This is a genomic window from Anabaena sp. 4-3, from assembly GCF_001597745.1.
Lineage (GTDB): Bacteria > Cyanobacteriota > Cyanobacteriia > Cyanobacteriales > Nostocaceae > Trichormus.
Genome location: NZ_LUHJ01000024.1, coordinates 65,788 through 91,719 on the forward strand (window position 1 = coordinate 65,788; position 25,932 = coordinate 91,719).

Genomic DNA, 25,932 nt, shown 5'->3' on the forward strand with positions numbered 1-25,932 from the left:
CTTTCAAAGAGATATACTACCAGTTTACTGTTGAGCATCCACCAGAGTTACAAATCACCGGGTTAGACATTTGAAGCTTTCGGGAAAACCTTTCCCATTACCTGTTCTCTGTTCCCTGTTGCCTGTTCCCTGTTCCCTTTAAAACTGAGCAACTAAAGAAGTTTGGCGAAGTTTAAAGCTACTATTAAAATGGAGACTATTGATCAATGAGGAAAACGAATGACCCAAGTGGTTTTAGGAGAAAACGAAGGTATCGATTCAGCATTACGCCGGTTCAAACGCCAAGTATCTAAAGCCGGTATCTTAGCTGACGTTAAGTATCATCGGCACTTTGAAACACCGTTGGAAAAACGCAAGCGCAAAGCAGTGGCAGCTAGACGTAAAAGACGGATGAAATAAACCGATACGGTTTGGTACGTGTGTTGCTTGAGGAAATTCACCTAAAAAAGCAACATTAACTTGCCACTAATTATTTTTGAGAATAATCAAGCAGGATGTGCCGCACCCCGGATGGGGTGTGAGTATACCGCTCTTGCATAAAATTTGATACTTTCAAGGTGTGATTATGGTTCGATGGATTCAGCAAAATTGCTGACCATCAACCAAAAATAAACACCTATTAGCACTAAAATTAAGTTTTTACTGAGGAACCTCAACAGTGCGACTGTTGCAACGGTTCATAGCCTTTTCGACTCCTTGCTTCAGGCTGAGTTCTACACACTCAACGACAAACTGGAGTACAAGAGACATCAGTTGATTTTCAGCAGCAGTAAATTTTCCCAACACATAGGAAACTGTCTCTGAGTTATCTCCATTAGCAGCATTTTTGGGTTTGCCGATACCGATACGTAGCCGGGGGAAGTTTTGGGTATTCAGATGAGCGATCGCACTCTTCATACCATTATGTCCCCCAGCCGAACCAGACAAGCGCAAGCGGGTTTTACCCAAAGGCAAATCCAAATCATCATAAATCACCAGCACCGACTCAGCAGGTACTTTATACCAACTTGTCACCGCTTGTATTGCCTGTCCTGAGCGATTCATATAAGTTAAAGGCTTGAGTAAGCGGATTTTTAACCCTCCTGGTGCGATACCTTCGCCGAATTCCCCTTGGAACTTGCGATTTTCTGCCAGAGAAATCTGCCAGGAACGAGCCAAAGCATCAACAGCCGCAAAGCCAATATTATGGCGAGTTTGGTCATATTTAGGCTCAGGATTTCCCAAACCCACAATTAGCTGAGGAATCACCACAGCCGAAGGCGTAACAGTTTCCGTCATCGTGTTTTCAGTCTATAAACTAGCAGCAGCGACTTAAGCAGCTGGCGAAGAACCAGCATTATCCTGCTCAGATTTAGCCTCTTCAATTTGTTTAGGTTCAATTTGGGCAGTAGTTTTAACAGCCTGTTCTAATTGTTCAGTTTCTCGCTTAAACTCACTCTGAAACTCATTAGAGGCTTCTTGAAAACCGCGAATTGCTTTACCTAAACTTCTACCAATTTCTGGCAGCTTCTTAGGGCCAAAGATTAACAACGCCACAACCATAATCAAAGCCATTTCCGGTAAACCGATACCAAAAATATTCACGCGGTTTCTCCTGTTGAAGTGTTAATAAATGGAGACTGGGGACTGGGTAAGAGATTCTACCTTATCCCCCTCATCTTCCTCATCTCCCTCATCCCCCCTACTCCCCACTCTCTCACTTATTTAAGCCTAACTTGTTGAGGAGTCAAGCCACAAAAAAACCCGGATGAACCGGGTAGGTGTTTTTTAGCTTTAACAGCTTATTTGCTGTATATTGTCTTAGCTACCTAAACTGCGCCAGTCAACCATGACATCTTGAATCATGATGGACTTGTTGTAAAGTTGCAGAATGATCAGCAAAAACACGAAAAATAGCCCCATAAAAATAGCCATTACTGGAGTTGTTCCCCAGCCAGGAGCTACTTTACCATACTCAGAATTTAAAGGTCGCAGGATATCTCCCAACCTAGTGCGTTGTGCCATAGTTCACCTGAGATTAGTTGCCAAAGCTTTTTTTAATCTTCTGTAATATTCTATAAGAATAGCACTCATCATCAATAAATCACTTATGGAACCCGCAACAGTTCTTATCATTTCTGTAGCAGCCGCCGTCATTGGAATCACTGGGTATGGAATTTATACCTCCTTCGGCCCTCCTAGCAAGGAATTATCAGATCCTTTTGAGGATCATGAAGATTAAAAAGGGAGTAGAGACTGGGGAGTGGGGACTGGCGACTGGGAAATAATTTAGGGTGGGCTTTGCCCACCAAAACATAAATATGCTTGACAAATTGTACTTTTTGTGTTAAGAGGTTAACCAGGATTGCTATATCAGTTTAAAACTGGCTATTTTCCCAGGTTTGATTGTTGAAATTCCTGTAGTGGGACGTTCTAACAAGTCTACTGACTCAGCTAGGGTTAAGCCTACATCACTCTGTAAGGATAATTCGGCTGTTTCTCCTTGAGACTCGTAACACCGGATAATTAATTTATCGGGTTCGTCTTCAGATGGTTTGACAGCCATTAAAACTAGATTTTCGACTGGGAAATTTAAGCAACTGAGTCTGTCTCTATTGGGGAGTGGGGAGTTGTGAGTGGGAGTATTATTAAGTATTATCACTTCTAAGTGTATGTTTAATTCGTAACCTCGTCTAACTGTCTGGGCTGACTGCCAGCTATCTGCGTGAGGATACAAAGCATACGTAAATTCGTGTAAGCCTCGGTCGGCTTCTGGGTCTGGCCAGTTGGGGCTTCTTAGTAGGGTTAATCGTAGTTGTTGTGGTTGAGCGTCGTAACCGTATTTACAATCATTGAGTAGGCTAACTCCGTAAATACCCTTGTCTGTGGTTTCTGTTAAATCAGCCCAACGTAAAGCGGGGACTTCCCATTTTGCTTTTTCCTCTGGGGTTTGGGGTTGGGTGGGGCGACGAATTGCACCGCAGGGGATTTCATAGGTGGCAAAGTCGGCTGTAAGATTGAGAGGAAAGGCGGCTTTGACTAAAACCTGATTTTCTTGCCAGTTAACTTTAGAGGCAATTTTTAAGACGGGTGAACCGGCTTGTAAAATATAATCTTGGCAAAATTCTGAGTTACCTAACTGACGCACTACACGCACACGATGTTGTACTTGCCCTTGTTCTAGCCATTCTATAGATTTAAGATGGGTTGCAGGTAAGGGATGCTGGTTATAATTGGGGTCTATGTTCCAAGCATCCCAATATTGACCACTGTCTTTAAAGGCTTGTAATTGATTACCTGCACCATTCAATATTTCTCTTTGATGGGTTTTGTCAAAGATACTGGCTAAATCTCCGGTGTCGGGGTCTACAATAACCCGTAGGTGGTCGTTTTCTAAGATGTATTCTGTGAGTGGGTGGGATGTGGGGGATAAGGAAGATGTGGGGGTTAACCAAAATACGCGATATCCTACGGGGGGTATGTCGGTAGCTAGGAAGAGTAGGGTTGAGGGTTCGGATAATTGAGATGTGAGTTGCTGTCCTGTGGTGTCGTAAATTTGGTATTGTTGATGGGGTGTGGGTAAGTTGACAGATACTACCTCTGAGCGTTGCCAGTTGAGGGCATTAAATACAAATATTGGTAAACTGTCGGGATGTGGTGGGTCTGGTAGGGTAAAATGGGAGGCGATCGCCTGTAATGATTCCTGTAATATCTTCGTTCCTACTTGTTCCACTTGCTGCCATTGCGGTAAGGCATCTACATAAACTTGGGTAATCGACGAACCAGGTAAAATATCATGAAACTGGTGAAATAATACTTGCTTCCAAGCGGTTTCAATTTCCGCTTTGGGATAGGTTACGCCACAAATAATATGAGCTAAACTGGCAAAGAGTTCAGCTTGATAAAGTAAATTCTCACTCTTTCTATTCCAGCGTTTTTGATCGGCGTGGGTAGTATAACAACCACGATGGAATTCTAAATATAGTTCATCATTCCAAGTTGGGTATTGGGCATTGGGCATTGAGGTAACATCTTCTCTAATTTCTGCCTCCTGCCTTTTGCATTCTGCCTGAATTTGTTGGAGATATTTTTCAGACGTAATAAATTCTAAGTCTGGGAAGAAGGGCGATGTTTGCCAGCGTCGGGCTGTTTCTAACATATCACGGGTGGGGCCGCCGCCGTGGTCGCCAACACCAGGAAGCCAAAGGGATGTGGTTAAATTGGTTTGGGTTTGCCATTCTAAAGCATAGGCTGTCATTTTTACTGGGTCAATGCCTTCGCCAATGGGTGCAGACATATAACTCAAAACTTGACTACCGTCAGGCGATCGCCACCAAAATAGGCCATAATCAAATTTAGTAGTATCATTCCACCGCAGCTTTTGCGTGACAAAATACTCAATTCCAGCATTCGCTAAAAACTGCGGTAATGTCGCACAAAAACCAAAGGTGTCGGGAACCCAAACCACACTCGTCAGCTTACCGAATTTTTCCTGTACATAACGCTGACCATATAATAGTTGACGGACTATCGACTCTCCATTAATCAAGTTTAAATCTGGTTCTACCCAAAAACCTCCGACAATTTCCCAAACTCCCTCAACTACTTTTTGTTGAATTGTCTCAAATAAGTCTGGGCGATGTTCTTCTACCCAAGCATACATGGCTGGGGTAGAATGACAGAAAATTAATTCGGGGAAGTCTTGTTGTAGTTTCAAGACTGACTCAAACGTGTTTTGGGCTGCATTCCACGTTTCACTGACAGTCCACAACCATGCTAAATCTAAATGAGCGTGTCCTAATAAATAAATTTTAAATTTGGCAACGTCTATAAATGAAGATGCTGACAGATAATCTATCAGGTGTTGACGTAAACTGATGAGAGTTTCTGGGGTGTGGTTTGGGTATTGATTGATGATGGCTGCTAAAGAGTCTAGTTGTTCTGGGGCGAACTTTTCTAGATATAACTGCAATATAGCTAACTCATCAGCGATAAAACCGGGGTCGGGATAATTATAATCTTTAGACTCGTACATCAGGAGCGATCGCACCAAAGCCCCTTCACAATGTCCCGGACTGACTAACCGCAAAGCTATAATAAATTCTTCCCCTGGTGTCACCTCTGGACTTAGCAATATTCTAGGCGAACAATCAAATAAATCTCCTTCTGATACTAATTCGCCATTCACATAAATTTTAACTGAGTCTGCCCACCACAACAACGACAACCGCAAACACAAACCGCCTACAGGATACCCGTGTAAACTTTCGGGAACTGTGAATTTTTGGGCTAACCATAACACTTTCTGCCCACCATCCCAAGCAAAGTTACCTTTAGCGTTTAACTCCACAGTTTGCCAGTCTGCTAAATTCGATGCTACGACATCAGTAATTTCTTGGTGTGATGTTGAGGATAACCAAGAAGGCTGAATATTCACTTGGCAGTAACCGCGCAATTGAGCGATCGCGTCTGAAATTAATTTTGTATAGGATGGAGATATAGGAGGGGTCATATTTTCGCTAAGATGAGGACAACTACGACAATTATTAGCAAGCAGTCAGAAGTCAGAATTTCAGGGTAAGAATAGATTTTTGTAGCACTGGCTGAAGACTCATCTGTGAAGTAAAGCAATAAATTTTGCACTTTTCCACACCCAGCCCATAAGAATCCTGTATCCTGTATTCTGAATTCTTTGATATTGTTTGGCGGGAGTCTCACAAATCAACAAGGCTCAAATTAATCACTTACTACCATGTCCTCTGGTTCTTCTGGTCGTTATCAAAGCAGACTCTTTAACTTTGTCCACCAGCATTCTCGGCGGTTGACAGCGCAGTGGGAAAGCACCTTCAGACATTTACAAGTTGCAACTAAGTGGGGCGTGGAAGCCCTAATTTATCCTGTATATTTATTGTGGCAATCAGCTAATGCGGCTGTAAAAACGCTATACTCCCAAGAACCAGCACCTCAGCCTCAGTTACAGCCAGATTATACCGATTTTTCTCCAGACACCCCCCCGGTTGCTGATACACCCATTCAGCATATACTAGAGGCAGTCAAAAATCTCCCATCTGAAGCGGTAACTGTTACCCCGACAAATACATCACCACTCTCTCAAGCATGGAAGTTTTTGAAGTCAAAATTTTTGCCTCATCACACAACTAACTCTCAGGTTTCTCAATCCTTAACTATTCCGAACAAAACGGTAAACAGTCTCAACGCAGTCAACCAAAATGATTTGCTTCAGCTTCAGCTACCTGTGGTGAGAGGAATTGCTACAGATTTATGGCATCGGCAATTGGTACTTGTCAGCATTGAGAATCAAATTCTAGATATTTTGACACCACAGCAACAAGCCAAATTAACCGACAGAATTATTAGTGAAGTTGCTAATTATTACCATTTTCAGCAGTTAGCTGCAACTCAAGAACAAGCGCAGTTATTACCAGAAATTGAGCAAATATTAACCAAGTTGACGGGCAGTAATACCGCTACAAATCCTGCTTTAGAGCCAGGAATATCACAGGATTTACCCAACACCAACAAAATTCTAGCATTCCTAGACAAAGCAGTTGCCCAATTGGAAACAAAAGCAATAATTCCTGTGCAACAAAGCAGCCAGGAAATCATCCGAGTTGCCCAAACTCAAATCAACCTGTTTGTTTATGGCAAAGAATCTTTATCAAATACAGGAGAAATTGCAGTTAATCATGATAATTTAGCTACTCGAAACCAGAATATTACAGCTTTAATTGAAGTGGCTCTTAATTACTTTTTTGGCGTAGGTAAAGATAAGCAATTGCTGAGTCAGCATGACAAATTCTTACCTGAGAGTAATCAATTAAATAATGATAATTCCATAGTAGATAGTTGGCTAAATTGGCAAGATTTATATGGTGATTCGGCAACGGTGACTAAAAAGTTAAATTCTACTGTTGTGCCTAGTGCATCGCTAGGGTTATCTTGGCAGAGACAATTGAATTCTCCACCATCGAAAGCCGAATCTAATTTAGTGCCAAGCAAAAAACAACCCCGCAAATTAACGCGATTTCAACCCAAATCTAGAGGTGCTATTTCTCCACTGAGAAATACTCATGAAATAGTAGAAATTTCTCAACAAACTCACCCAGAAACACAAGCAGAAACACAACCAGACTGGATAGAAACCAAAGCTACTTCTGTCGGCTATGAAAAACACATACTAGAACAAGTCTTGGAATGGTTGGATCATGCTATGCTTTGGCTAGAAGAAAAATTAGTCAAGATTTTTCAACGACTACAAAGCCTGTGGCGGGGAAAGTAAAGTATAGTGTGACTTTAAATTGATTTGGTGTTTCTCTGCGTGAAAATTATTGTTTACTGTAAATACTTCAATTTTAAAAATCCACTAGATAAACCAAAAATTGAGACATTTATTGTTAATTTACCCCAAATTCCCAGAGTTGGTGAAACAATTGTGCTTGAAAGATTGTCAACTCAAAAACAATGTATAATTATCTTTGAATATATAGTGACGGCAGTGCAGTTAAACGCTTCCAGAGAATCTGCTGATGCTGCTGATGCTCAAGTTAATGCTTGTTTGAATCATTGTTGGGAAGGAACTTCTAATTTTAACGTTACGCATTTTTTAGAAAAGTGAAGTTTTACCACAATATATGATTCAAAAAATGACGCAAAGGCTTTAATCCTGTAGGTTCTTGATAGTCATTTGGTAAAAGTGACATCATAGCATTCTGTAATTCTATCAAAGCCGTTTCCACTTCCTGCCGCTTTGGTCTAGCGGTTTGACTAAAATGTAAAGGTTCACCAAAACGTACCGTTAACTCTTTACCCCAATATAGGTCTTGTGTCCCAATTAACGCTACTGGTACAATTGGCACACCAGCCCGTAAAGCATAAATTACAGTTCCTCGCTTCAAAGGTAAATTTAATTTACCTTCGGTGTCTGCAAGTCTTCCTTCAGGAAACAAAATTAAGCTATCTCCATGAGCCAAAATTCCGAAAACAATGCGGTCGATTTGGCGTAATGTGTGTATATCTCCACCTGTAGGTACTGTTTCTGTAATAACTTGCGCTAAGTTAATTAAGTCTTCCCTTCCCGCTTTCGCCGCTTGAATAACAGCAAGTTCTTCTTTCCATATCCTCGCTAAAGGAATTACACCCCCTGCTATACTTAAAATTAAGCGTTTCCACCATTTGTTATATAAGGTGCGGGCATCACCCAAAATGTAATAGTAGGGTTGGGTAGGAAGTTCCGCTAGTAGTAATAGGGGATCAATGTGATGAAGATGGTTAACTGCTAGGATGGCTGGTGTTTGAGGAACTTTTTCTAAGTCTTCCACCCGTACCCGAAAAATACAATGTATGAGCGATCGCAATACTAACCGCCTGATACCAGAATTAATTCTCGGCGTGGGATACTGTTGATTAATCGCTTCTAGCTGAGTCAGCGTCTCTGTAATCATTGCACGCACAGCGTGATGATTGGCGGCGGCAACACCTTCTTCTACACGCCTGATACTTGCTGTCGTCACCGGGGGCAAAGTTTCTGATGTAGTAATACTGTCTGACTGTTCGCTAGATGACACTTGCGCTAACTCTTACCAACTCGTAAGGGATTCCCTACAATATAGCTTGATAGGCTAGAAGCTTGTTAGGAACACGTATCAAATATTAACCCGATGATCAACCACAGTGAAGGCATCTTTCCAAGTATCGGGAATCTGAAACTTTATTATCAAGGCTGGTTGCCAAAAGGCACGGTTAAAGCCATCTTAGTTATCATACATGGATTGGGAGGACATAGCAATAAGTACAGGAATATATTTGAGCATCTTGTCCCCAAACAGTATGGTATTTACGCTTTAGATTTGCGGGGTCATGGGCGATCGCCTGGTCGGCGTGGTCATATAATTTCTTGGGCTGAATTCCGCGAAGATGTCAGGGCTTTTCTGGAGTTTATTCAAAGCCAACACCCACAAAGCCCAATTTTTTTGTTAGGTCATAGCTTAGGTGCAGTCATAGTCTTCGACTACGTTTTACACTATGCACCAGCAGCATCAACATTAAACGGCGTAATTGCCCTAGCACCAGCCATCGGTAAAGTTGGCGTGTCCAAATTCCGCTTACTGTTAGGGAGATTATTGTCACGAGTCTGGCCAAGTTTTACCTTAAATACTGGACTTGACTTAACAGCCGCTTCACGAGATGAGAAAGTCTTAGCAGCCTACACTCAAGATGTGCTACGTCATACTGTAGCAAGTGCGCGTTTAGCCACAGAATATCTTGCCGCCGTCGCCTGGATTGATCATCATGCTTCAGATTGGCAAGTACCATTGCTGATTCTCCACGGTAGCGCGGATCGAATTGCTTTACCAGAGGGTAGTGAAATGTTTTACCAGTTGATAGCTTATCCAGATAAACTGCGAATTGAATACCCAGGCGCATATCATGAATTACAAAATGATCTGAATTATCAGGAAGTCTTGGCTGATTTAGAAAAATGGCTAGAGGCACATTTGGGAGTCATTAGTTATTAGTCAACAATTAACAATCAACCATCAACTATTAAACTTAATTATGCACTGGTTTTTATCTGGTTCGTTGAGTGTGGAAAAATTGACAGTCAACATTCGCGGTTTAGCTGCATCTCTACAAGGTAAGAAGTTGGTGCATTTATCAGATTTTCACTACGATGGTTTGCGACTTGCTGATGAACTGTTAGAAGAAGCGATCGCAGTTAGCAATGAAGCACAACCCGATTTAGTATTACTCACTGGTGATTACGTCACCACTACCCCAAAACCGATTCACCAATTAGCACAGCGACTAAAAAAACTGCAAAGTCGTCATGGTATTTACGCCATCCTCGGTAATCATGATCTGTATTACAGACACTCACAACAAGAAATTACAGCATCGCTGACTAATATCGGGATTCATGTTTTGTGGAATGAAATTGCTTATCCTTTCGGAACAGATTTACCAGTAGTAGGAATACTAGATTTCTACTCACCAGGATTCAATCCGCCACTAATTTTTAATCAATTAGACCCCAGCATACCACGCATTGTTTTAACCCATGACCCAGACACCGCCGCTTATCTCAAAACATGGCGGGTAGATTTGCAATTGGCTGGTCATACTCATGGTGGACAAATTATCATACCAGGCTTGGGGCCTATATTATCCTATCGCTCCAAAATTATCCGCAAAATTCCTATAAAACTGCGTCTGCGTATACCATGTTTACTCAAAGAGTATTTTGTCGTTAGACATTGGGAATGGTCACAGGGTTTACATCGTATCGGGGATAATCAATTATATGTGAATCGGGGTTTGGGAACTTATTTCCCAGGGCGGATATTTTGTCCGCCGGAAGTAACAGTAATTACCTTAGAAAAAGAATAGTTGTTGAGAATAATTCAACAGTCAGAATTCCATCGCTTGTAGGGTGCATTTTACAGATAATTTGGGCAAAATTAACATAAAATCTATATTTGACACACCCTAGTAATGTGCTATTTGCGTCAGTTATATCTTCCTTTTGGCTAATGCTTTGCTGATTTGGCGTTTAAATATTAATTTTTAACACTTTCTCCAGACTTATAGTGATTTTTGATAAGCTGTAAACGCTGGTATGAGGAGTCCCTAGCACATTATGCACTGGTTGTTTACAGGTCGTTTAAGTGTAGATAAACTAACGGTTAAGATTGCAGAACTTCCCCCCAGATTACAAGGTACAAAGTTAGTGCAATTATCGGATTTTCATTACGATGGGTTGCGGCTATCGGAGGAACTACTAGCAGAAGCGATCGCCGCTACTAATGAAGCAGAACCAGATTTAATACTATTAACTGGGGACTATGTAACTGATGATCCTACCCCAATCCATCAACTAGCATTAAGACTGAAATATCTACAAAGTCGGTATGGTATTTATGCTGTGCTTGGTAATCACGATATTCACTACAGTCATTCAAAAGCAGAAGTTACCAAAGCTTTAACTAGCATAGGGGTTCATGTCTTATGGAATGAAATAGCTTACCCCCTAGGACAAGATTTACCCATAGTCGGATTAGCTGATTACTGGTCAAGAGAATTCAATCCTGCGCCAGTCATGCAACAACTTCATCATGCCACACCCAGAATTGTTTTATCTCACAATCCCGATACTGCCAAAATCTTAGAACAATGGCGAGTTGATTTACAACTATCCGGTCATACCCACGGTGGACACATTGTTTTACCAGGTATCGGCCCTGTAGTTTACCACTATAAAAAATTGCTCAAACAAGTTCCCAAAAAACTGCGGCGTTGGGTACCATTGCTATTAGGCGACTGTTCCAAAGTCGTGCGATATTGGGAATGGGCGCAAGGATACCATCAAGTTTCACAAAACCAATTGTATGTCAATCGTGGCTTAGGAACTTATCGACCAGGACGTTTGTTTTGTCCGCCAGAAGTTACACTAATTACATTATCTTAATTCAGCCAAATAGAGCTATTCAACATGACAATAACCGCCGAAAGCTAAGACGGTAAAATCTCATTAGCTGACGGCGGTTTCTTAAATATATAGTCGTTAGAGAAGATTGAAAGAACAGATTGAATGAACTCAACTAAGGTGAACAACTTTCGCAACGATTACCTCTGAATCTTACATCCTTGATTCCAATAGGCAGGCATTTCTGGCTGTAAGTTCAAAACCTCCACAAAAAATTCAACAAACTTAAGGCGAAAACACGTTTACAGGATGCAAGCCACGAGCTTAAGATTGCGAGAATTAAGGTCTTAGAGCAGGAGGTACAGGCTCTAATTTCAAGGCTTGGTTTGAATCAACTTTTAACCTTTTTGTACCTTGCTTTTAATTTAGCACCTTTTTTTTAACTTGGTATAGCTATTTACTAAACTTGAATACCTTTAACTTATCGCAACAATTGCCACATTTATCTTAAACTTTCCTGCATTTTAGGGACTCTTGACTCTTGACTGGGAAAGAGGAATTGGATTGAGCAGGGAAAAATGGGGAAATTCTTCTCCCCCCTGCTTCCTCCACTCCCTCATCCCCCTCATCCCCCTCTGGGATGGATAGGTTTAATCTGATGATAATGATAAAAATTTTCAATAATCTTGTGAGTTTTATCGTTCACATAGCTCGCTATACTACCGCTAGTGGCTATTTTCAAGGGTATAGCAGCTTAACTACATCAGCTAAGTTTTGAGCTTGACTAATTGATCAGGTTAAGAGAGACTAACTAATGACAGATGTGTAGACTTATAAAATTTATAATTTTTGTAAACATTCTGAGATATTTATTTTGAGAGATGGAACATTAGTTTAAAAATGGCAATTTTGTTCCTAAGTAGAAATGTTCCTAGGGCTAAATATTTAGTATGCTGCTAGGGCAGTACAAATCAAGCGTACTATCGTGGTTGGCCAAGAGCATGGAGACATTAGAGTTCATTATCTATCCAGACGGTCGAGTACAAGAGAAAGTCACTGGCATTGTGGGAGCTTCTTGTGCTGAAGTTACAGCAGCCATAGAGGCGCAGCTAGGGCAGGTACTTAGTCAGGAGCCAACCTCAGAATTTTTCGCCACTAATGTACAGCAATCTGGTGTAGCGAATACACAAGCTACTTACAGCGATTGGTAAGTGTTCACCTTTAGTTTAGTGTCATTAGTTTTACAACCACCATGTCACACTTTAGCCAAATTAAAACTCAAATCCGTAACTTGGAATCATTAAAAGATGCTCTCACTGACTTGGGCATAGATTGGAAACCAGGCCCGCGCGAAGTACGTGGTTATCGCGGACAAACTCATCCTGCGGAAATCACTATTGAGCAGGATAACGGCTATGACATCGGCTTTAGATGGAATGGCAAAGAATATGAGCTAGTTGCTGACTTACAATACTGGCAGCAAAATTTATCTGTGGACGGTTTCTTGCGCCAAATTACCCAACGTTATGCTTTCCAAACAGTCATGAAAGAAACAGCACGGGTAGGGTTTCAAGTTACCGAACAACAAAAAAATGACGATGGTTCGATACGCTTAGTTGTACAACGCTGGAGTGCGTAATGGCTGATTTTCTGCCCTCTCCGGAAGCACAAGATGAAAATCGTTCCGGGTTCGAGCCAGAACTAGGTGGTTTCTTAAGAGATGCACCAGAACGTTCAGGATTAGAACCGGAATTAGGGGGAATGCTGCGCCAAAAAGGTGTTTATGTAGACGAAATCACCTGTATTGGCTGTAAGCACTGCGCTCATGTTGCCCGTAATACGTTTTATATTGAACCAGATTATGGGCGATCGCGTGTAATTCGCCAAGACGGGGACGCGGAAGAAGTTATTCAAGAAGCAATTGACACTTGTCCGGTTGATTGCATTCATTGGGTGGATTACACGGAACTGAGAAACTTAGAAGCAGAGCGCAAATATCAAGTTATTCCTGTGGTTGGCTATCCGGTAGAAAAGGCAGTTGTGGAAGCGCAAAAGCGGCGCAAAAAGCAAAACTCATTAAAGAACAAACAAGCTCATTCTTAAACAGCAAATGTTAAAGATATAAAATATAGGACTGGTTTTACCAGTCCTTTTGTTGTCTCATGGGCTAACAACTGTCGGTTGTTTACATTAAAAGGGAACAGGGAACAGGTGACAGGGAATAGGGAACAGGGGGTGACAGGGAATAGGGAATAGGGAATAGGGAACAGGGAATAGGGAACAGGTGACAGGGAACAGGGAACAGGGAACAGGGAACAGGGAAATCCCCATCATTAAAATTAGGGGATTTGAAACGGACGTATTTTTTCTAGCACTACCTTTTATCAATAAATTTAGGCGGCTCATACCCATTATTCGGGCAGGATTTACGACTATTCCCTGTGAAGAGTTCCCTGTTCCCTGCTGTATCCAGATGGGATTATGTCAAAATATTAGAAAAAACTTGATTGCAAAGTGAATCAAACAGCTGTGAATCAGAACGGGGCAATGCGGCACAGCAGTCAACCCAACTATTACTCCTTGCTAGGGCTGCATCCCTCAGCATCAGTAATTGATATCCGCCGCGCTTATCGGAAACTAAGCAAACGTTATCATCCCGACACTACAGAATTACCGGCTGCGGTTGCTACGCCAAAATTTCAGCAAATCAACGAAGCTTATGCCACTTTGAGCAATCCCGAACGGCGTTTAAATTACGACATCAAAATTGGCTATTCTCGTTTTGGAGTAATTCAAGCACCAGCTGATCTCAATCGTCCGGTATCCTATGCTTATGATTACTCAAAATCAGCTTATTTGGATGCGAGCGATCGCCCCCTCTCCTCTGGTGAAATTTTCGCCTTATTTATTTTGGGCATCACGTTTGTTAGTTGTTTGCTGCTAGCAATTACCATTGGCGTAATTCGTGGAGATAAACCTTTACAAACCCAGCTACCACAACCAACGGCTACACTCCAACAGTCAATTTCCCCAACATTATCATCAAATAATCACTTGGAAATTCACAACTATTGGGCTTAATTTTGAACTTTGAAGTTTGAATTTTAAAATTTTTATGGCTATTATTCCCTCTGATACCCCTTTATACAGTCATCCTCTGCCACAAATTGAGCAGTGGTTAAGAGAGCAAGGTTGTCAACAAGATGAAACACAACTTCATTGCTGGCGTGTACAAAAGCCTGATTGGCAAGCTGAACTGTGGCTAGATATTGAGCAAATTGTCGTCCGATATATCCAAGCGGGAGAGAATGGACAAGATATCCAACGCGCCTTTAAATATTCCCTCAGCCGGGAAGATATTGAACAAGCTGTGTTTTCAGGCCCTTGAGGCAGATGAGGGAGATGGGGGAGATGAGGAAGAAATTATTTCCCAGTCCCCAGTCAAGAGTCCCTTCCAGTCCCCCATCCCTAAACTTTCCCAAATCGTCGCTCCCTTTTTTGATACGCACACAAGGCGCGATGAAATTCCACCCTGTCAAAATCTGGCCAGAGGGTATCAGTAATATATATTTCGCCATAAGCCATCTGCCAGAGGAGGAAATTGGAGAGGCGCATTTCTCCACTGGTACGGATTAACAAATCAGGATCAGCAATTCCGGCTGTGTAAAGATGACGTTCAAAGATTTCTTCGGAGATGTCATCAGGTTTTAAGATACCTTGCTGCACCTTTTCGGCGATCGCCCGACAAGCTTGTAAAATTTCTTGTCTGCCGCCGTAGTTCGTAGCCACAGCAAAACGGATACCGCGATTGTGCTGAGTTTCTGCCATCGACCGGGAAATTTCCTCTTGGAGCGATCGCGGCAAAGCTGCTAAATTACCTACAAACTGAATCTGGACATTCTCCTCGACCATTTCCCGCAGTTCTTGGCGTAAAACTCTCTGGAATAGAGTCATCAAAAAATCTACTTCTTCCTGTGGTCGTTTCCAGTTCTCCGTAGAAAAAGCATAAGCCGTTAATGCCTGAATTCCCCAATCCCTACAGCAACGTAGCAAATCCTTAAGCGCATCTACACCTCGCTTATGACCCATAATTCTGGGTAGACCTTGGCGTTTAGCCCAGCGACCATTGCCATCCATAATCACTGCAACGTGTTTTGGCAGTAGTTCTGTTTTTAAATCAGGGGGCAATTCTTGTAATTCAGTTTGTTGTATTGTCATTTTTTGTCTTGAGAAGCGGTCGAGGATAATCCGAGTAAACGTGAAACCAGTGTTATTGCCTTACTACCAATCTGACGACCCAAGCTTAACAAACCAGGGGCGACAGCTTCCCGATCTACACTGGGTGACAATCGAGCCTCTAAAGACTCTTTCAGCTTCCTAATCGTCAGTGGCCTATTCAGGGTTCCCCGTTCCGCTAGGGAAATAGAACCCGTTTCTTCTGATACAACGACACAAATACAATTTTCGACTCGCTCAGTAATTCCCATCGCTGCCCGGTGGCGTGTACCCAACTGGCGCGAGGCTGTGCGTCCCGAAAGCGGTAAAATTATACCCGAAGATACAATCCGTGAGCCACGGACTAATGTTGCCCCATCATGTAACAAAGTCTTGGGCTGAAAAATCGTCTGTATCAGTTCCTTAGAAACGTCCGCATTCAGCTTTACCCCTGGCACAGAAAAATCTCGCTCATCAATCGGGCCAGTAGTTTCTAAAATTAGTAAAGCTCCAATTCGGTTCTTCGAGAGTTCTTTAACCGCTTCCACAATTTCATCAATTACACTATCAGACTTGGGAATAGTAAGATTAGATGGTTGAAATAGCTGCCGAAATTCACCACGTCCCAATTGTTCCAAAAATCGCCGGAATTCTGACTGGAGAGCCACGGCCATAGCTACAGCACAACCAATCACCAACTTTTCTAGAACAAAATTTAACAGTGGTAGACCAAATCTGCCGCTAAGTGCTGAGGCTAGCATTAACACAATGAAGCCCCGCACCATCCACAGTGTCCGACGCTCGCTGATAATAACCAATATCATGTAAGTTAGCGTCAGCACAAATACAATATCCAGAGTCCCCAGCAGCAAGGACTGAGACCATCCCAGGTTTACCAGCCATTGCTTCCACCAATCTCTCATGACATCTGGATTACTCTTGTAACTTTAGTCAACTGTCGTTAGTCATTAGTCATTAGTCATTGGTACTTGGCTAATGACTAATGACCAAGGACTCAAGACTAACTCTTTAATCTTTCAGGTAAGCAGTCTTGTCGAATTAAATCTTGATATGTTTCGCGTTGCAAAATTAAGTTTGCTTCGCCATCGGCGACTACAACAGCTGCCGGACGGGGTAAGCGGTTATAGTTGGATGCCATACTGTAATTGTAAGCACCAGTTCCCATAACTACGAGAATATCCCCTGCTTCAGTTTTCGGCAGTTGGGCATTTTTAATTAAAATATCCCCAGATTCACAATGCTTACCAGCGATTGTGACTGTTTCTGTGATCGGCGCAGACAACTTGTTGGCAACGACGGCGCGATAAACTGACTGATAGGTAATCGGACGGGGATTGTCAGACATACCGCCATCAATGGCGACGTAGGTACGAATTTCTGGTATAGTTTTAGATGAGCCGATAGTGTAGGCAGTCACGCAAGCTGGCGCAATCAGCGATCGCCCAGGCTCAGACAATAACTTGGGTAAAGGCAGATTTTCGGCTGCACAAGCGGCTTGTACTACCTCACAAATCGCTTTCACCCACTCTTCAATGCTTGGGGGATCATCCGATTCTACATATTTAATCCCCAAACCACCACCAACATTTAATTCAGTGAGATTTAAACCATACTTGGCTGCATCCCTGAGCCACTGTACCATCACAGCCCCTAAATCTTGATGTGGTTGACGCTCGAAAATTTGCGAACCAATATGAGCGTGTACACCTACACAGTTTAAAGTTGGTTGCTTGCTCACAAACTCAAACACCTCGCCCAAATCGTTGGGATCAAAGCCAAACTTGCTGTCTAGGTGTCCGGTGCGGATGTATTCATGAGTATGACATTCAATCCCTGGTGTCAATCGCAGCATAATCCGGGTTGATGGTACAGACATTGCCTTCAATATCTCCACCAAGGTATGCAATTCATACCAGTTATCGACCACAATGGTGACACCAGACTCAATTGCTAAAGTCAGTTCAGCACGGGATTTATTATTACCGTGGAGGTAAATTTTTTCAGGACTCATCCCAGCCGTCAAAGCGGTGTAGAGTTCACCCCCAGAAACCACATCAATTCCTAAACCTTCTGAGGCGATCATCGCACAAACCGCCAAACAACTCCAGGCTTTGGAAGCGTACAATACCTGAGATTCGCCAGGATAATATTTTTTAAAGCTATCTCGGTATTGTTGACAAGCTGTTCGCAGGGTGGCTTCATCTAAGATATATAGAGGTGAACCAAACTGCTCAACTAAAGTTGTGACATCACACCCACCAATTTCCAGGTTGTCGTTACTATTAACTTTGGCAGTTAAAGGTAAAAGTTCCTGGTTGGGCGAAATATTTGTACTTGTGTTGCGCCTTTGAGGTAAATACTGAGTACCAGCATTTTGAACCTCAGCAGGGTGAGTTGATACCATAACTATAAATAAGTTGTCCTTGTTTAATTTATGGGCGTGAATTAGTACCCAATCCCAGTTTACAAAGGGTTTGTAACCTTATCCTAATAAAAGTGGTCTTATTTTCTAACTTAAAATTTAAATCTCTGACTTTAGAGGATATCAACGCCATACTCGAACTTGATCAAGCTTGTTTTGGCGGACTTTGGACTATGGAGGGCTACCAACGTGAGTTAGATAGTCCGAATAGTGATTTACTGGGAATATTTTCCCCTAACTCTAGCAGCAAATTGCTGGGTATGGGGTGCTTTTGGTCGATTTTAGACGAAGCCCATATTACTATTGTGGCAGTTCATCCCCAATATCAGCGTCGAAGTTTGGGGCAGGCTTTGTTATATTTCCTGCTACAAACTGCTGGCGATCGCGGTCTGGAGCGAGCTACCCTGGAAGTTAGGGCTTCTAACTTAGCAGCAATATCTTTATATCAAAAATTTGGGTTCAAAACAGCTGGGCGACGACGGCGTTATTACCAAGATAACGGCGAAGATGCTTTAATTCTCTGGCTTTCTGACTTACAAGCACCTTCATTTGCAGAAAAATCGCAGCACTGGCGCAGCATGATTAATTCTCACCTGGAAAAATCTACGTGGGATTTGCTGATCTAATTACAAGGCTGGCAAACAAGTCTGTTGTGTCATCAGAGCAAATTCCAGGCATTCTAAGTATAAATACTCAGGCTATTCCCAAAAAATCCGAGTCGCCAGCACCCTAGTGATTGGAGAGTGACCGGATTTTTAAATATTTTTACTTATTAAAATTTTTAATAGAAGAAAAAAAATAATTTTAAATAATATATTGATTGAGCAAAAATCTGGATTTTCAACGCACATCTGTGCTAACAATAAATATTTGTGACTGTTTAATAAAATTTTCCATTGAGCAGACTGTTGTATGTGACGCAAGCCCAAAAAGGCTGATAAATTCAAACTCCTCAGTACAGTAGCCTCGCATCAAGCCATAACTAAATAATTGTTAACCCATCAACTTTGGTGATAGTTCCTGGATGTTTATAATCTTTATACAGACATCCTCAAGGTTGGCCTGTGCTAAAATCAGCGTACCGGCACGACGCAGGTGATGGGAAAAATGCCATGTTTGAACGCTTCACAGAAAAAGCCATTAAGGTAATCATGTTGGCCCAAGAGGAGGCCCGCCGTTTAGGTCACAACTTTGTGGGAACCGAACAGATCCTCCTAGGTCTGATTGGTGAAGGCACAGGAGTTGCGGCCAAGGTGTTGAAATCAATGGGTGTCAATCTCAAAGATGCCCGTATTGAAGTTGAAAAAATTATAGGCCGGGGTTCGGGCTTTGTGGCCGTGGAAATTCCGTTTACGCCACGGGCAAAGCGGGTTCTAGAACTATCCCTAGAAGAAGCGCGCCAATTAGGGCATAACTACATTGGCACCGAGCATCTGCTGTTGGGCCTGATCCGGGAAGGGGAAGGTGTGGCAGCCAGGGTGCTAGAAAACCTGGGGGTGGATCTATCTAAGGTCAGAACCCAAGTCATTCGGATGTTGGGCGAAACCGCCGAGGTTTCCGCGACAGGTCAATCTGGACGCACCAAAACGCCAACTTTGGATGAGTTTGGCTCGAACCTGACTCAAATGGCTACGGATAACAAGCTTGATCCGGTGGTGGGACGCGCCAAGGAAATCGAGCGTGTAATTCAAATTTTGGGTCGCCGGACAAAAAATAACCCTGTATTGATTGGGGAACCTGGGGTTGGTAAAACCGCGATCGCTGAAGGTTTGGCAACACGCATTGCTAACAAAGATGTCCCCGACATCTTAGAAGATAAGCGTGTCGTTACCCTCGATATCGGTTTGCTGGTTGCAGGGACGAAATACCGGGGTGAATTTGAAGAACGTCTGAAGAAAATCATGGATGAGATTCGTCAGGCGGGTAATGTAATTCTGGTAATAGACGAAGTTCACACCCTCATTGGTGCAGGTGCAGCCGAAGGGGCGATTGATGCGGCGAATATCCTCAAGCCAGCTTTGGCCAGAGGTGAATTGCAGTGCATCGGCGCGACAACCTTGGATGAATACCGCAAGCATATTGAACGGGATGCAGCGTTAGAACGTCGCTTCCAACCAGTGATGGTAGGTGAGCCTTCCGTCGATGAAACAATAGAAATTTTATATGGTTTGCGCGATCGCTACGAGCAACACCACAAACTGAAAATCTCCGATGAAGCTTTAGTGGCGGCGGCGAAATTGTCTGATCGTTATATTAGCGATCGCTATCTGCCAGACAAAGCCATCGACTTGATTGATGAAGCTGGTTCTCGTGTGCGATTGATTAACTCTCAACTACCCCCCGCAGCCAAAGAGTTAGATAAAGAACTGCGCCAAATCTTAAAAGAAAAAGATGATGCTGTCCGTTCCCAAGACTTTGACCGAGCCGGGGAACTGCGCGATCGCGAAATGGAAATCAAAGCCGAAATCCGGGCTATTGCCCAAAGCAAAGCTAACGGTGCAAGTGGCGACGGAGTAGAACCCGTTGTTACAGAAGAAGACATCGCTCACATCGTCGCTTCCTGGACAGGCGTACCGGTGAACAAACTCACCGAATCCGAATCTGAGAAGCTGCTGCACATGGAAGACACCTTGCATCAGCGTCTCATCGGTCAAGAAGATGCTGTGAAAGCAGTTTCACGGGCTATCCGTCGGGCGCGTGTCGGTTTGAAAAATCCCAATCGACCGATTGCTAGCTTTATCTTCTCCGGGCCGACTGGTGTAGGTAAAACCGAGTTGGCGAAATCCTTGGCTTCTTACTTCTTCGGTTCTGAAGAAGCGATGATTCGCTTGGATATGTCCGAGTACATGGAACGCCACACCGTCAGCAAATTAATCGGTTCGCCTCCAGGTTACGTTGGTTATAACGAAGGCGGACAATTAACCGAAGCTGTGCGCCGTCGTCCTTACACTGTGGTGCTGTTCGACGAAATCGAAAAAGCCCACCCCGATGTCTTCAATATGCTGCTGCAAATTTTAGAAGACGGTCGGTTAACAGATGCCAAAGGACGCACCGTTGACTTCAAGAACACCTTGCTGATTTTGACCTCCAACATCGGTTCTAAGGTAATTGAAAAAGGTGGTGGCGGTATTGGCTTCGAGTTTGGCGAAGATCAAAGCGAATCCCAGTACAACCGGATTAAGAACTTGGTGAACGAAGAACTGAAGCAATACTTCCGTCCTGAGTTCCTCAACCGTCTGGATGAGATTATTGTATTCCGTCAATTGAGCAAAGCCGAAGTTACCGAAATTGCGGATATTATGCTCAAGGAAGTATTTGGTCGCTTGACAGAAAAAGGTATAACTTTAGAAGTAAGCGATCGCTTCAAAGACCGTCTGATTCAAGAAGGTTACAGTCCCAGCTACGGTGCAAGACCATTACGCCGGGCAATTATGCGCCTGTTAGAAGATAGCTTGGCGGAAGAAATTCTGTCTGGTCGCATCAAAGATGGCGATGTCGCCTTTGTTGATGTTGATGAGAATGGGAATGTTCAAGTTTCATCTCAACAGCGTCGGGAATTGTTACCCCAAGGTGTTGAGTCTTAGTTAGGATTTTTTAAATATTAAATAAGCGGTGGAGGATTTCGGTTCTCTACCGTTTTTTTTTGTTTCGCGCAAAGGCGCAAAGGCGCAAAGAGGGGAAAGAGATTACAAGTTTTCTAATTTAAGCAGAGATGAGTAGAAGCCATGTTAAATTTAGACCTGATTCGGGACACTAAAGTTTATCAAGAAGCATTTGCAGAAGGCGAACTACAGGTTAAGTTGAAAATAGTACCAATTTTGCTGGAATTAGGATTAAGTATTCAGCAAATAGCGGAAAAATTAAAACTAGATACAGATGTAGTCAGAGAAGCACCAAGTATATAGTATTTTTTAGATGTCGAATAATTGGGAATTTACAGAAGTATGGATTGATCCGATGTTATCACCTCCATACATTCTTTTATTACTGTGTGACAGCGAGGAAAACTGTCAAATTTATGATCCAAAACAGGATGATAAGGTTGTATTTTCTAGTAATAATTATGAAGCTGCTAGGTTATGGTTACTAGAAGATGAGTATGAGCCAGTTGAAGGTAGGCTATTAGCTACTGAATTATTTTAATTGGAGCAATGGGTTATGCTGTGCGATCGCATCTCTTGAAGTGCGTTAGCTGACTTTTGGTATGGCTGTTTGTGGGATAGTGCGTTAGCGGTAGCTTAACGTAGGTATCGCATGATCATCAACTCAAATAATTGATATCATAAATGGTAAATTAAATGGTAGAGAATTAATTCTTCCCTACCGTTTTAAATATGTGTTAAATGCCAGACTCAAAACCCAATTGATATCTTTCCTAGCTTTCCTGTCAAGATAAATTTTGAGTATTTATTGCTCCACAGGTGTTAACTTTAAAGGATACAATGGCTCTGAGCCATTTAATTGCCAAATTCTAAACACTAAAGCAGCAGCTACAGTTAGCCATACACAAGAGAAAGATAGAATCATCCCCGCTACAGGATTAGTTTCCCAATAAATTGCAGTCACAACTAAAGCAGATAACCAAGGGCCTAAAATCACTACAGGAACAGCAGCACCTAATCTGCGTTCTACTGTAAAAATTGTATTCCAAGTATCCCCTACAGCCAGATGTACGGCAAACAGAATTAACGGCAACACTAAAAATTGATGGTTCATTTCCTGCCAAACTAAGACAGAAGAAATTACCCGCAAAACTGCTATTATCATCCAAACTATAGGAAATGCTAATGGTGGTGGAGACCATCTTGGTCTGATAACTTGGTCATAAGTTTTACGAGAACGGGTATTATCTAAAAGGGAAAAAATTCGGGAACGAAGACTTAAGAGAGCAAAAAATAATCCAGTTACTACGGTACTAAACCAACTGGGAAAAGAAGCATTGTTATCAATCAACATGATTAATTTTTCCATTCCCAGTAATACAAGAATCATCACTCCTATTTGCAGGATAGTTCCTAGTTTATAAACTATCACTGCTTTGATGTCTAATTCTTGTGTAGTGGCTATTGATTTATCTACAGACGGTTGTTGATTTTCAGTTTTTACCCCCATGACTGTGTTGACAAACTTTTCAAGTATTCCAGTGTTATTGGTTTGATTCATAATTAACAGATTGCCAGGATTTTTTAATTCTGATCAAGAATTTATTATATGATATTGTGACGATAAAAAAGAATTGCGAAAGTAATCAGCAGGGTAAAATTTATAGTATCCAGTGCAGGTTTATTTAATCAGGTTTGTAGTAAGGACTTTAGTCCTAACAGGATGTTTGAATAGTATTATTGTTAACAACAAAATCTCTCAAACCTAACCCCCTAATACCAATTCTCTATGAAGTTGCACGGAAAAACAATGTAGAGACGTTGCATGCAACGTCTCCATAGCGCAGAATAAAGTGCATCTATGGCTACGCCACGCAAGCTACATTAAGAAACGGTATAACCCCCATTCCCTTGTAGAGAAGGGGGGTGTAAATGTAAAGACGCTGTATGCAACGTCTCTACATTTACAGGGGAGGGTTTGGAGAGGGGTTTCTTACTGTGCGGGTTTCCAAACATCCTCTCAAATAAGGACTAAAGTCCTTACTACGAACTCGATGACTACGGAAACTAGGTTAAGTTTGTTCTTGTTCAACAAATTCTGGTAAATCGTTGGGTGCGCCACAGGCGGAAATGTTGCCTGTAAAATTCACATCTGCCATTAATTCTGGATGTTCTTGCTTGCGTTGGGCAATTTGTTCGCGGGTGAGTATCTTCGACTCATCAAAGCCTAACTCAATTTCGGTTTGTAAACCCTTGTACTTCACTCGTTGCAGGTTGTAGAACCGTTTGTTAAGAGTTGTCTTGACAAAAGCCTTCAAGCAACCTAAAAGATATTTGCGCTTAAAGGGATCTTTCTCAAACCAATATTCAAAGGATTTGCGGAGGTAAAAACGGGCGTAATTTCGCAACACTCCTTTGAGAACATCCTCCCGTTCCATTGCGTCGGGTTTCATGATGGGCGTGACAAAGTTATACTGTGAATAATCCCGAACTTCTACGCGATCGCCTAAATCTTGAAACAATTCGGAAAATGGCCAAGGGGTAAACATATTCCAGTTCACCATGTCAGCTTTCCAATCCAAAGCCATTCTATAAGTTTCCTCAATTGTGTCTGGTGTTTCATTCTCCAAACCCATGATAAATTGAGCCTCAGCCAGCATACCATTTTCTTTCAACAGTTGAATCGCCCGTTTATTTTGTTCGATAGTCGTTTCCTTACGGAACAAATTCAACTTTAACTGGGCTGCTGCTTCTGTTCCCAAGGAAACATGAACCAGCCCAGCTTTGCGGTAAAGTGGTAAGTCTTTCTCATCCCGCAATATGTCTGTCACCCTAGTATTGATACCCCAGTAAACGCCTAAATTGCGTTCTATCAACTCGTTACATAAAGCGATAAACTTGGGTTTGTTAATAGTTGGTTCTTCATCAGCTAAAATGAAAAACCCTACTTTGTGTTGTTTCACCAAGATTTCAATTTGATCAACGAATTTCTTGGGACTACTAGAACGGTATTTACGCCAAAACGCCCATTGAGAACAAAAACGACAGGTAAAAGGACATCCTCTAGCATAGTTGGGAACAGCTACGCGCACATTCAGAGGCGTATAAATATATTTACTCCAATCTAACAGACTCCAATCAGGGGTGAGGGTATCTAAATCAGCGATAGGCGGATGGGCTGGTGTAGCGATGACTTGCCCATCTTCTAAAAAGGCAATACCTAATATATTACGGCGATCGCTCTCCACTGTACCATTAGCGATCGCTCTCACCAAATTAACTGTAATCTCTTCCCCTTCCCCCCGAATAATATAATCTACCCAGGGGGCTTCATTAAGAACTTCACTATACATATAGGTAGGATGAATCCCACCCATAACAGTCTTAGCTTCAGGACAAACTTCTTTCACAATCTTCAAAGTAATTTGAGATTGGTAAATCATCGGTGTAATCGCCGTTGCCAAGACGATATCCGGCTGATACTGTTTGATTATCTCCGCTAACGCATCATCAGCAATATAATCAGTCATGGCATCGACAAACCGAATGTCGGTAAAGCCAGCAGTCTTCAACGCTCCACCCACATAAGGAACCCAACTAGGCGGCCAATTTCCGGCAATTTCCGCGCCACCTGAATGATAATTGGGTTGAATCATCATAATCCGCATAATCTACCTCCCAATTCTTACCAGAGGAATTAACGATGGAAAATCTTTTGCTTTCAACAGCTTTGTTGCTACCAAATTCACAAGAGACAAAGACTTATGGATAAATTTTTGCTAATCAAGAAGAGATGAAATAAGTATGCAAAAACTTACCAATTCAATTGCTCGGAAAAATTGGTGATTACGCAATTTTTTGTCTTGTAAATTTTTGGTTCAAGATATTTACTTATATAACTATAAAGCTATAAAGCTGTGGCAATAAAGAAAATTTTTCAAAATTTAACAAAATCGGCGTAAGTCCCCACCTATAAGAATTTTAGGTGGGGATATAAGTCGGACGACGACGATAGCATCTTTGAGCAATTTTTCCGTAGGAAAGACTGTCAAAGATGTATGAGAAGTCGTCAAATCTACGGTAGAATACAGATGGTTGACAACCCACCCGACCGTATTGAACAGACAGGCTAACTTCAAAGTAGGTGTACGAACCTTGCCGCAGATAAATCGGTAGATCGGAGAATCTGAAAACCTAGCTGGTTGACCATTGTCGTAAATCCAAGGCGAGTAAGACGAAAAGCAATCAAA

Annotated in this window: 27 protein-coding genes; 16 read left to right on the plus strand and 11 right to left on the minus strand. The window is 42.2% G+C overall.

Features of this window, described 5'->3' with window-relative positions:
• The first annotated feature begins 219 nt into the window (after positions 1-219).
• Positions 220-399, plus strand: a complete 180-nt coding sequence (gene rpsU, locus A3775_RS06310; RefSeq protein WP_017316130.1) for a 30S ribosomal protein S21 — start codon at positions 220-222, stop codon at positions 397-399.
• 240 nt (positions 400-639) lie between these two features.
• On the opposite strand, the gene pth is transcribed toward rpsU, so the two are convergent.
• The 3 genes from pth to psbH form a co-directional block, all read right to left on the minus strand.
• A complete protein-coding gene (gene pth, locus A3775_RS06315; RefSeq protein ID WP_066376618.1) occupies positions 640-1,278 on the minus strand; it encodes an aminoacyl-tRNA hydrolase in 639 nt (212 codons plus the stop codon).
• 33 nt (positions 1,279-1,311) lie between these two features.
• Positions 1,312-1,584: a TatA/E family twin arginine-targeting protein translocase gene (locus A3775_RS06320; RefSeq protein WP_066376619.1), complete on the minus strand. Its 273-nt coding sequence runs from the start codon at positions 1,582-1,584 to the stop codon at positions 1,312-1,314.
• A 216-nt stretch (positions 1,585-1,800) separates the two neighbouring features.
• Positions 1,801-2,004, minus strand: coding sequence for a photosystem II reaction center phosphoprotein PsbH (gene psbH, locus A3775_RS06325; protein WP_015136548.1), 204 nt, complete (start codon positions 2,002-2,004; stop codon positions 1,801-1,803).
• A gap of 85 nt (positions 2,005-2,089) precedes the next feature.
• On the opposite strand from psbH, the gene psbN reads away from it, so the two are divergent.
• Entirely contained in the window at positions 2,090-2,221 is a 132-nt protein-coding gene (psbN, locus tag A3775_RS23445) for a photosystem II reaction center protein PsbN (RefSeq protein ID WP_066376620.1), read from the plus strand.
• 126 nt (positions 2,222-2,347) lie between these two features.
• Here psbN and A3775_RS06330 read toward each other — a convergent pair whose 3' ends face one another.
• Positions 2,348-5,491, minus strand: a complete 3,144-nt coding sequence (locus A3775_RS06330) for an alpha-mannosidase (protein ID WP_066424265.1) — start codon at positions 5,489-5,491, stop codon at positions 2,348-2,350.
• Positions 5,492-5,731: 240 nt separating this feature from the next.
• On the opposite strand from A3775_RS06330, the gene A3775_RS06335 reads away from it, so the two are divergent.
• Positions 5,732-7,279, plus strand: a complete 1,548-nt coding sequence (locus A3775_RS06335) for a hypothetical protein (RefSeq protein ID WP_066424267.1) — start codon at positions 5,732-5,734, stop codon at positions 7,277-7,279.
• Between the two features lie 39 nt (positions 7,280-7,318).
• Complete coding sequence (locus A3775_RS06340) at positions 7,319-7,615, plus strand: hypothetical protein (RefSeq protein WP_066376624.1); 297 nt, start codon at positions 7,319-7,321, stop codon at positions 7,613-7,615.
• A 4-nt stretch (positions 7,616-7,619) separates the two neighbouring features.
• On the opposite strand, the gene A3775_RS06345 is transcribed toward A3775_RS06340, so the two are convergent.
• On the minus strand, positions 7,620-8,564 hold the full coding sequence (locus A3775_RS06345) for a 1-acyl-sn-glycerol-3-phosphate acyltransferase (protein ID WP_066376625.1): 945 nt from the start codon (positions 8,562-8,564) through the stop codon (positions 7,620-7,622).
• Between the two features lie 93 nt (positions 8,565-8,657).
• Between A3775_RS06345 and A3775_RS06350 the strand changes: the two genes are divergently transcribed.
• The 8 genes from A3775_RS06350 to A3775_RS06390 all read left to right on the plus strand — a co-directional run bounded on the left by A3775_RS06350 (position 8,658) and on the right by A3775_RS06390 (position 14,810).
• Positions 8,658-9,515 carry an alpha/beta hydrolase gene (locus tag A3775_RS06350; protein ID WP_066376627.1) on the plus strand — a complete coding sequence of 286 codons (858 nt, stop codon included), beginning with the start codon at positions 8,658-8,660 and terminating at the stop codon, positions 9,513-9,515.
• 40 nt (positions 9,516-9,555) lie between these two features.
• Positions 9,556-10,386, plus strand: coding sequence for a metallophosphoesterase (locus tag A3775_RS06355; protein ID WP_066376629.1), 831 nt, complete (start codon positions 9,556-9,558; stop codon positions 10,384-10,386).
• A 250-nt stretch (positions 10,387-10,636) separates the two neighbouring features.
• The gene (locus tag A3775_RS06360) at positions 10,637-11,464 is read left to right on the plus strand and encodes a metallophosphoesterase (RefSeq protein WP_066376630.1); all 828 of its coding nucleotides are present in this window, start codon (positions 10,637-10,639) and stop codon (positions 11,462-11,464) included.
• A gap of 959 nt (positions 11,465-12,423) precedes the next feature.
• A complete protein-coding gene (locus A3775_RS06365) occupies positions 12,424-12,633 on the plus strand; it encodes a DUF2997 domain-containing protein (RefSeq protein ID WP_066376631.1) in 210 nt (69 codons plus the stop codon).
• Positions 12,634-12,674: 41 nt separating this feature from the next.
• Positions 12,675-13,061, plus strand: a complete 387-nt coding sequence (locus tag A3775_RS06370; protein WP_066376632.1) for a DUF1257 domain-containing protein — start codon at positions 12,675-12,677, stop codon at positions 13,059-13,061.
• Positions 13,061-13,525, plus strand: a complete 465-nt coding sequence (locus tag A3775_RS06375) for a ferredoxin (RefSeq protein ID WP_066376633.1) — start codon at positions 13,061-13,063, stop codon at positions 13,523-13,525. Before A3775_RS06370 ends, A3775_RS06375 begins: the two co-directional genes overlap by 1 nt.
• A gap of 444 nt (positions 13,526-13,969) precedes the next feature.
• Positions 13,970-14,503, plus strand: a complete 534-nt coding sequence (locus A3775_RS06385) for a J domain-containing protein (protein ID WP_066376708.1) — start codon at positions 13,970-13,972, stop codon at positions 14,501-14,503.
• 34 nt (positions 14,504-14,537) lie between these two features.
• Entirely contained in the window at positions 14,538-14,810 is a 273-nt protein-coding gene (locus tag A3775_RS06390; protein WP_066376636.1) for a DUF3143 domain-containing protein, read from the plus strand.
• An 80-nt stretch (positions 14,811-14,890) separates the two neighbouring features.
• Here A3775_RS06390 and A3775_RS06395 read toward each other — a convergent pair whose 3' ends face one another.
• The 3 genes from A3775_RS06395 to lysA form a co-directional block, all read right to left on the minus strand.
• Positions 14,891-15,640 (minus strand): isoprenyl transferase, encoded by a 750-nt coding sequence (locus tag A3775_RS06395; protein WP_066424272.1) that lies wholly within the window; start codon positions 15,638-15,640, stop codon positions 14,891-14,893.
• Entirely contained in the window at positions 15,637-16,560 is a 924-nt protein-coding gene (gene cdaA, locus A3775_RS06400; protein WP_066376638.1) for a diadenylate cyclase CdaA, read from the minus strand. The genes A3775_RS06395 and cdaA overlap by 4 nt, the downstream gene beginning before the upstream one ends.
• Positions 16,561-16,658: 98 nt before the next feature.
• Positions 16,659-18,062, minus strand: coding sequence for a diaminopimelate decarboxylase (lysA, locus tag A3775_RS06405; RefSeq protein WP_066376639.1), 1,404 nt, complete (start codon positions 18,060-18,062; stop codon positions 16,659-16,661).
• Between the two features lie 92 nt (positions 18,063-18,154).
• On the opposite strand from lysA, the gene rimI reads away from it, so the two are divergent.
• From rimI to A3775_RS06425, 4 genes are all read left to right on the plus strand, one after another.
• A complete protein-coding gene (gene rimI, locus A3775_RS06410; RefSeq protein ID WP_066376640.1) occupies positions 18,155-18,706 on the plus strand; it encodes a ribosomal protein S18-alanine N-acetyltransferase in 552 nt (183 codons plus the stop codon).
• A gap of 486 nt (positions 18,707-19,192) precedes the next feature.
• Positions 19,193-21,664 carry an ATP-dependent Clp protease ATP-binding subunit gene (locus A3775_RS06415; RefSeq protein ID WP_066424274.1) on the plus strand — a complete coding sequence of 824 codons (2,472 nt, stop codon included), beginning with the start codon at positions 19,193-19,195 and terminating at the stop codon, positions 21,662-21,664.
• Positions 21,665-21,805: 141 nt separating this feature from the next.
• Positions 21,806-21,985, plus strand: a complete 180-nt coding sequence (locus tag A3775_RS06420) for a hypothetical protein (protein ID WP_066424275.1) — start codon at positions 21,806-21,808, stop codon at positions 21,983-21,985.
• Between the two features lie 10 nt (positions 21,986-21,995).
• Positions 21,996-22,223 (plus strand): hypothetical protein, encoded by a 228-nt coding sequence (locus A3775_RS06425; RefSeq protein WP_066424280.1) that lies wholly within the window; start codon positions 21,996-21,998, stop codon positions 22,221-22,223.
• Positions 22,224-22,487: 264 nt separating this feature from the next.
• Here the strand turns inward: A3775_RS06425 and A3775_RS06430 are convergent, their stop codons facing one another.
• The 3 genes from A3775_RS06430 to A3775_RS24945 all read right to left on the minus strand — a co-directional run.
• Positions 22,488-23,243 carry a TspO/MBR family protein gene (locus A3775_RS06430; protein ID WP_066424281.1) on the minus strand — a complete coding sequence of 252 codons (756 nt, stop codon included), beginning with the start codon at positions 23,241-23,243 and terminating at the stop codon, positions 22,488-22,490.
• 511 nt (positions 23,244-23,754) lie between these two features.
• Positions 23,755-25,350 (minus strand): magnesium-protoporphyrin IX monomethyl ester anaerobic oxidative cyclase, encoded by a 1,596-nt coding sequence (gene bchE / locus A3775_RS06435; protein ID WP_066376651.1) that lies wholly within the window; start codon positions 25,348-25,350, stop codon positions 23,755-23,757.
• A 276-nt stretch (positions 25,351-25,626) separates the two neighbouring features.
• The coding region (locus A3775_RS24945; protein ID WP_231866956.1) for a hypothetical protein at positions 25,627-25,932 on the minus strand (306 nt) is incomplete at its 5' end.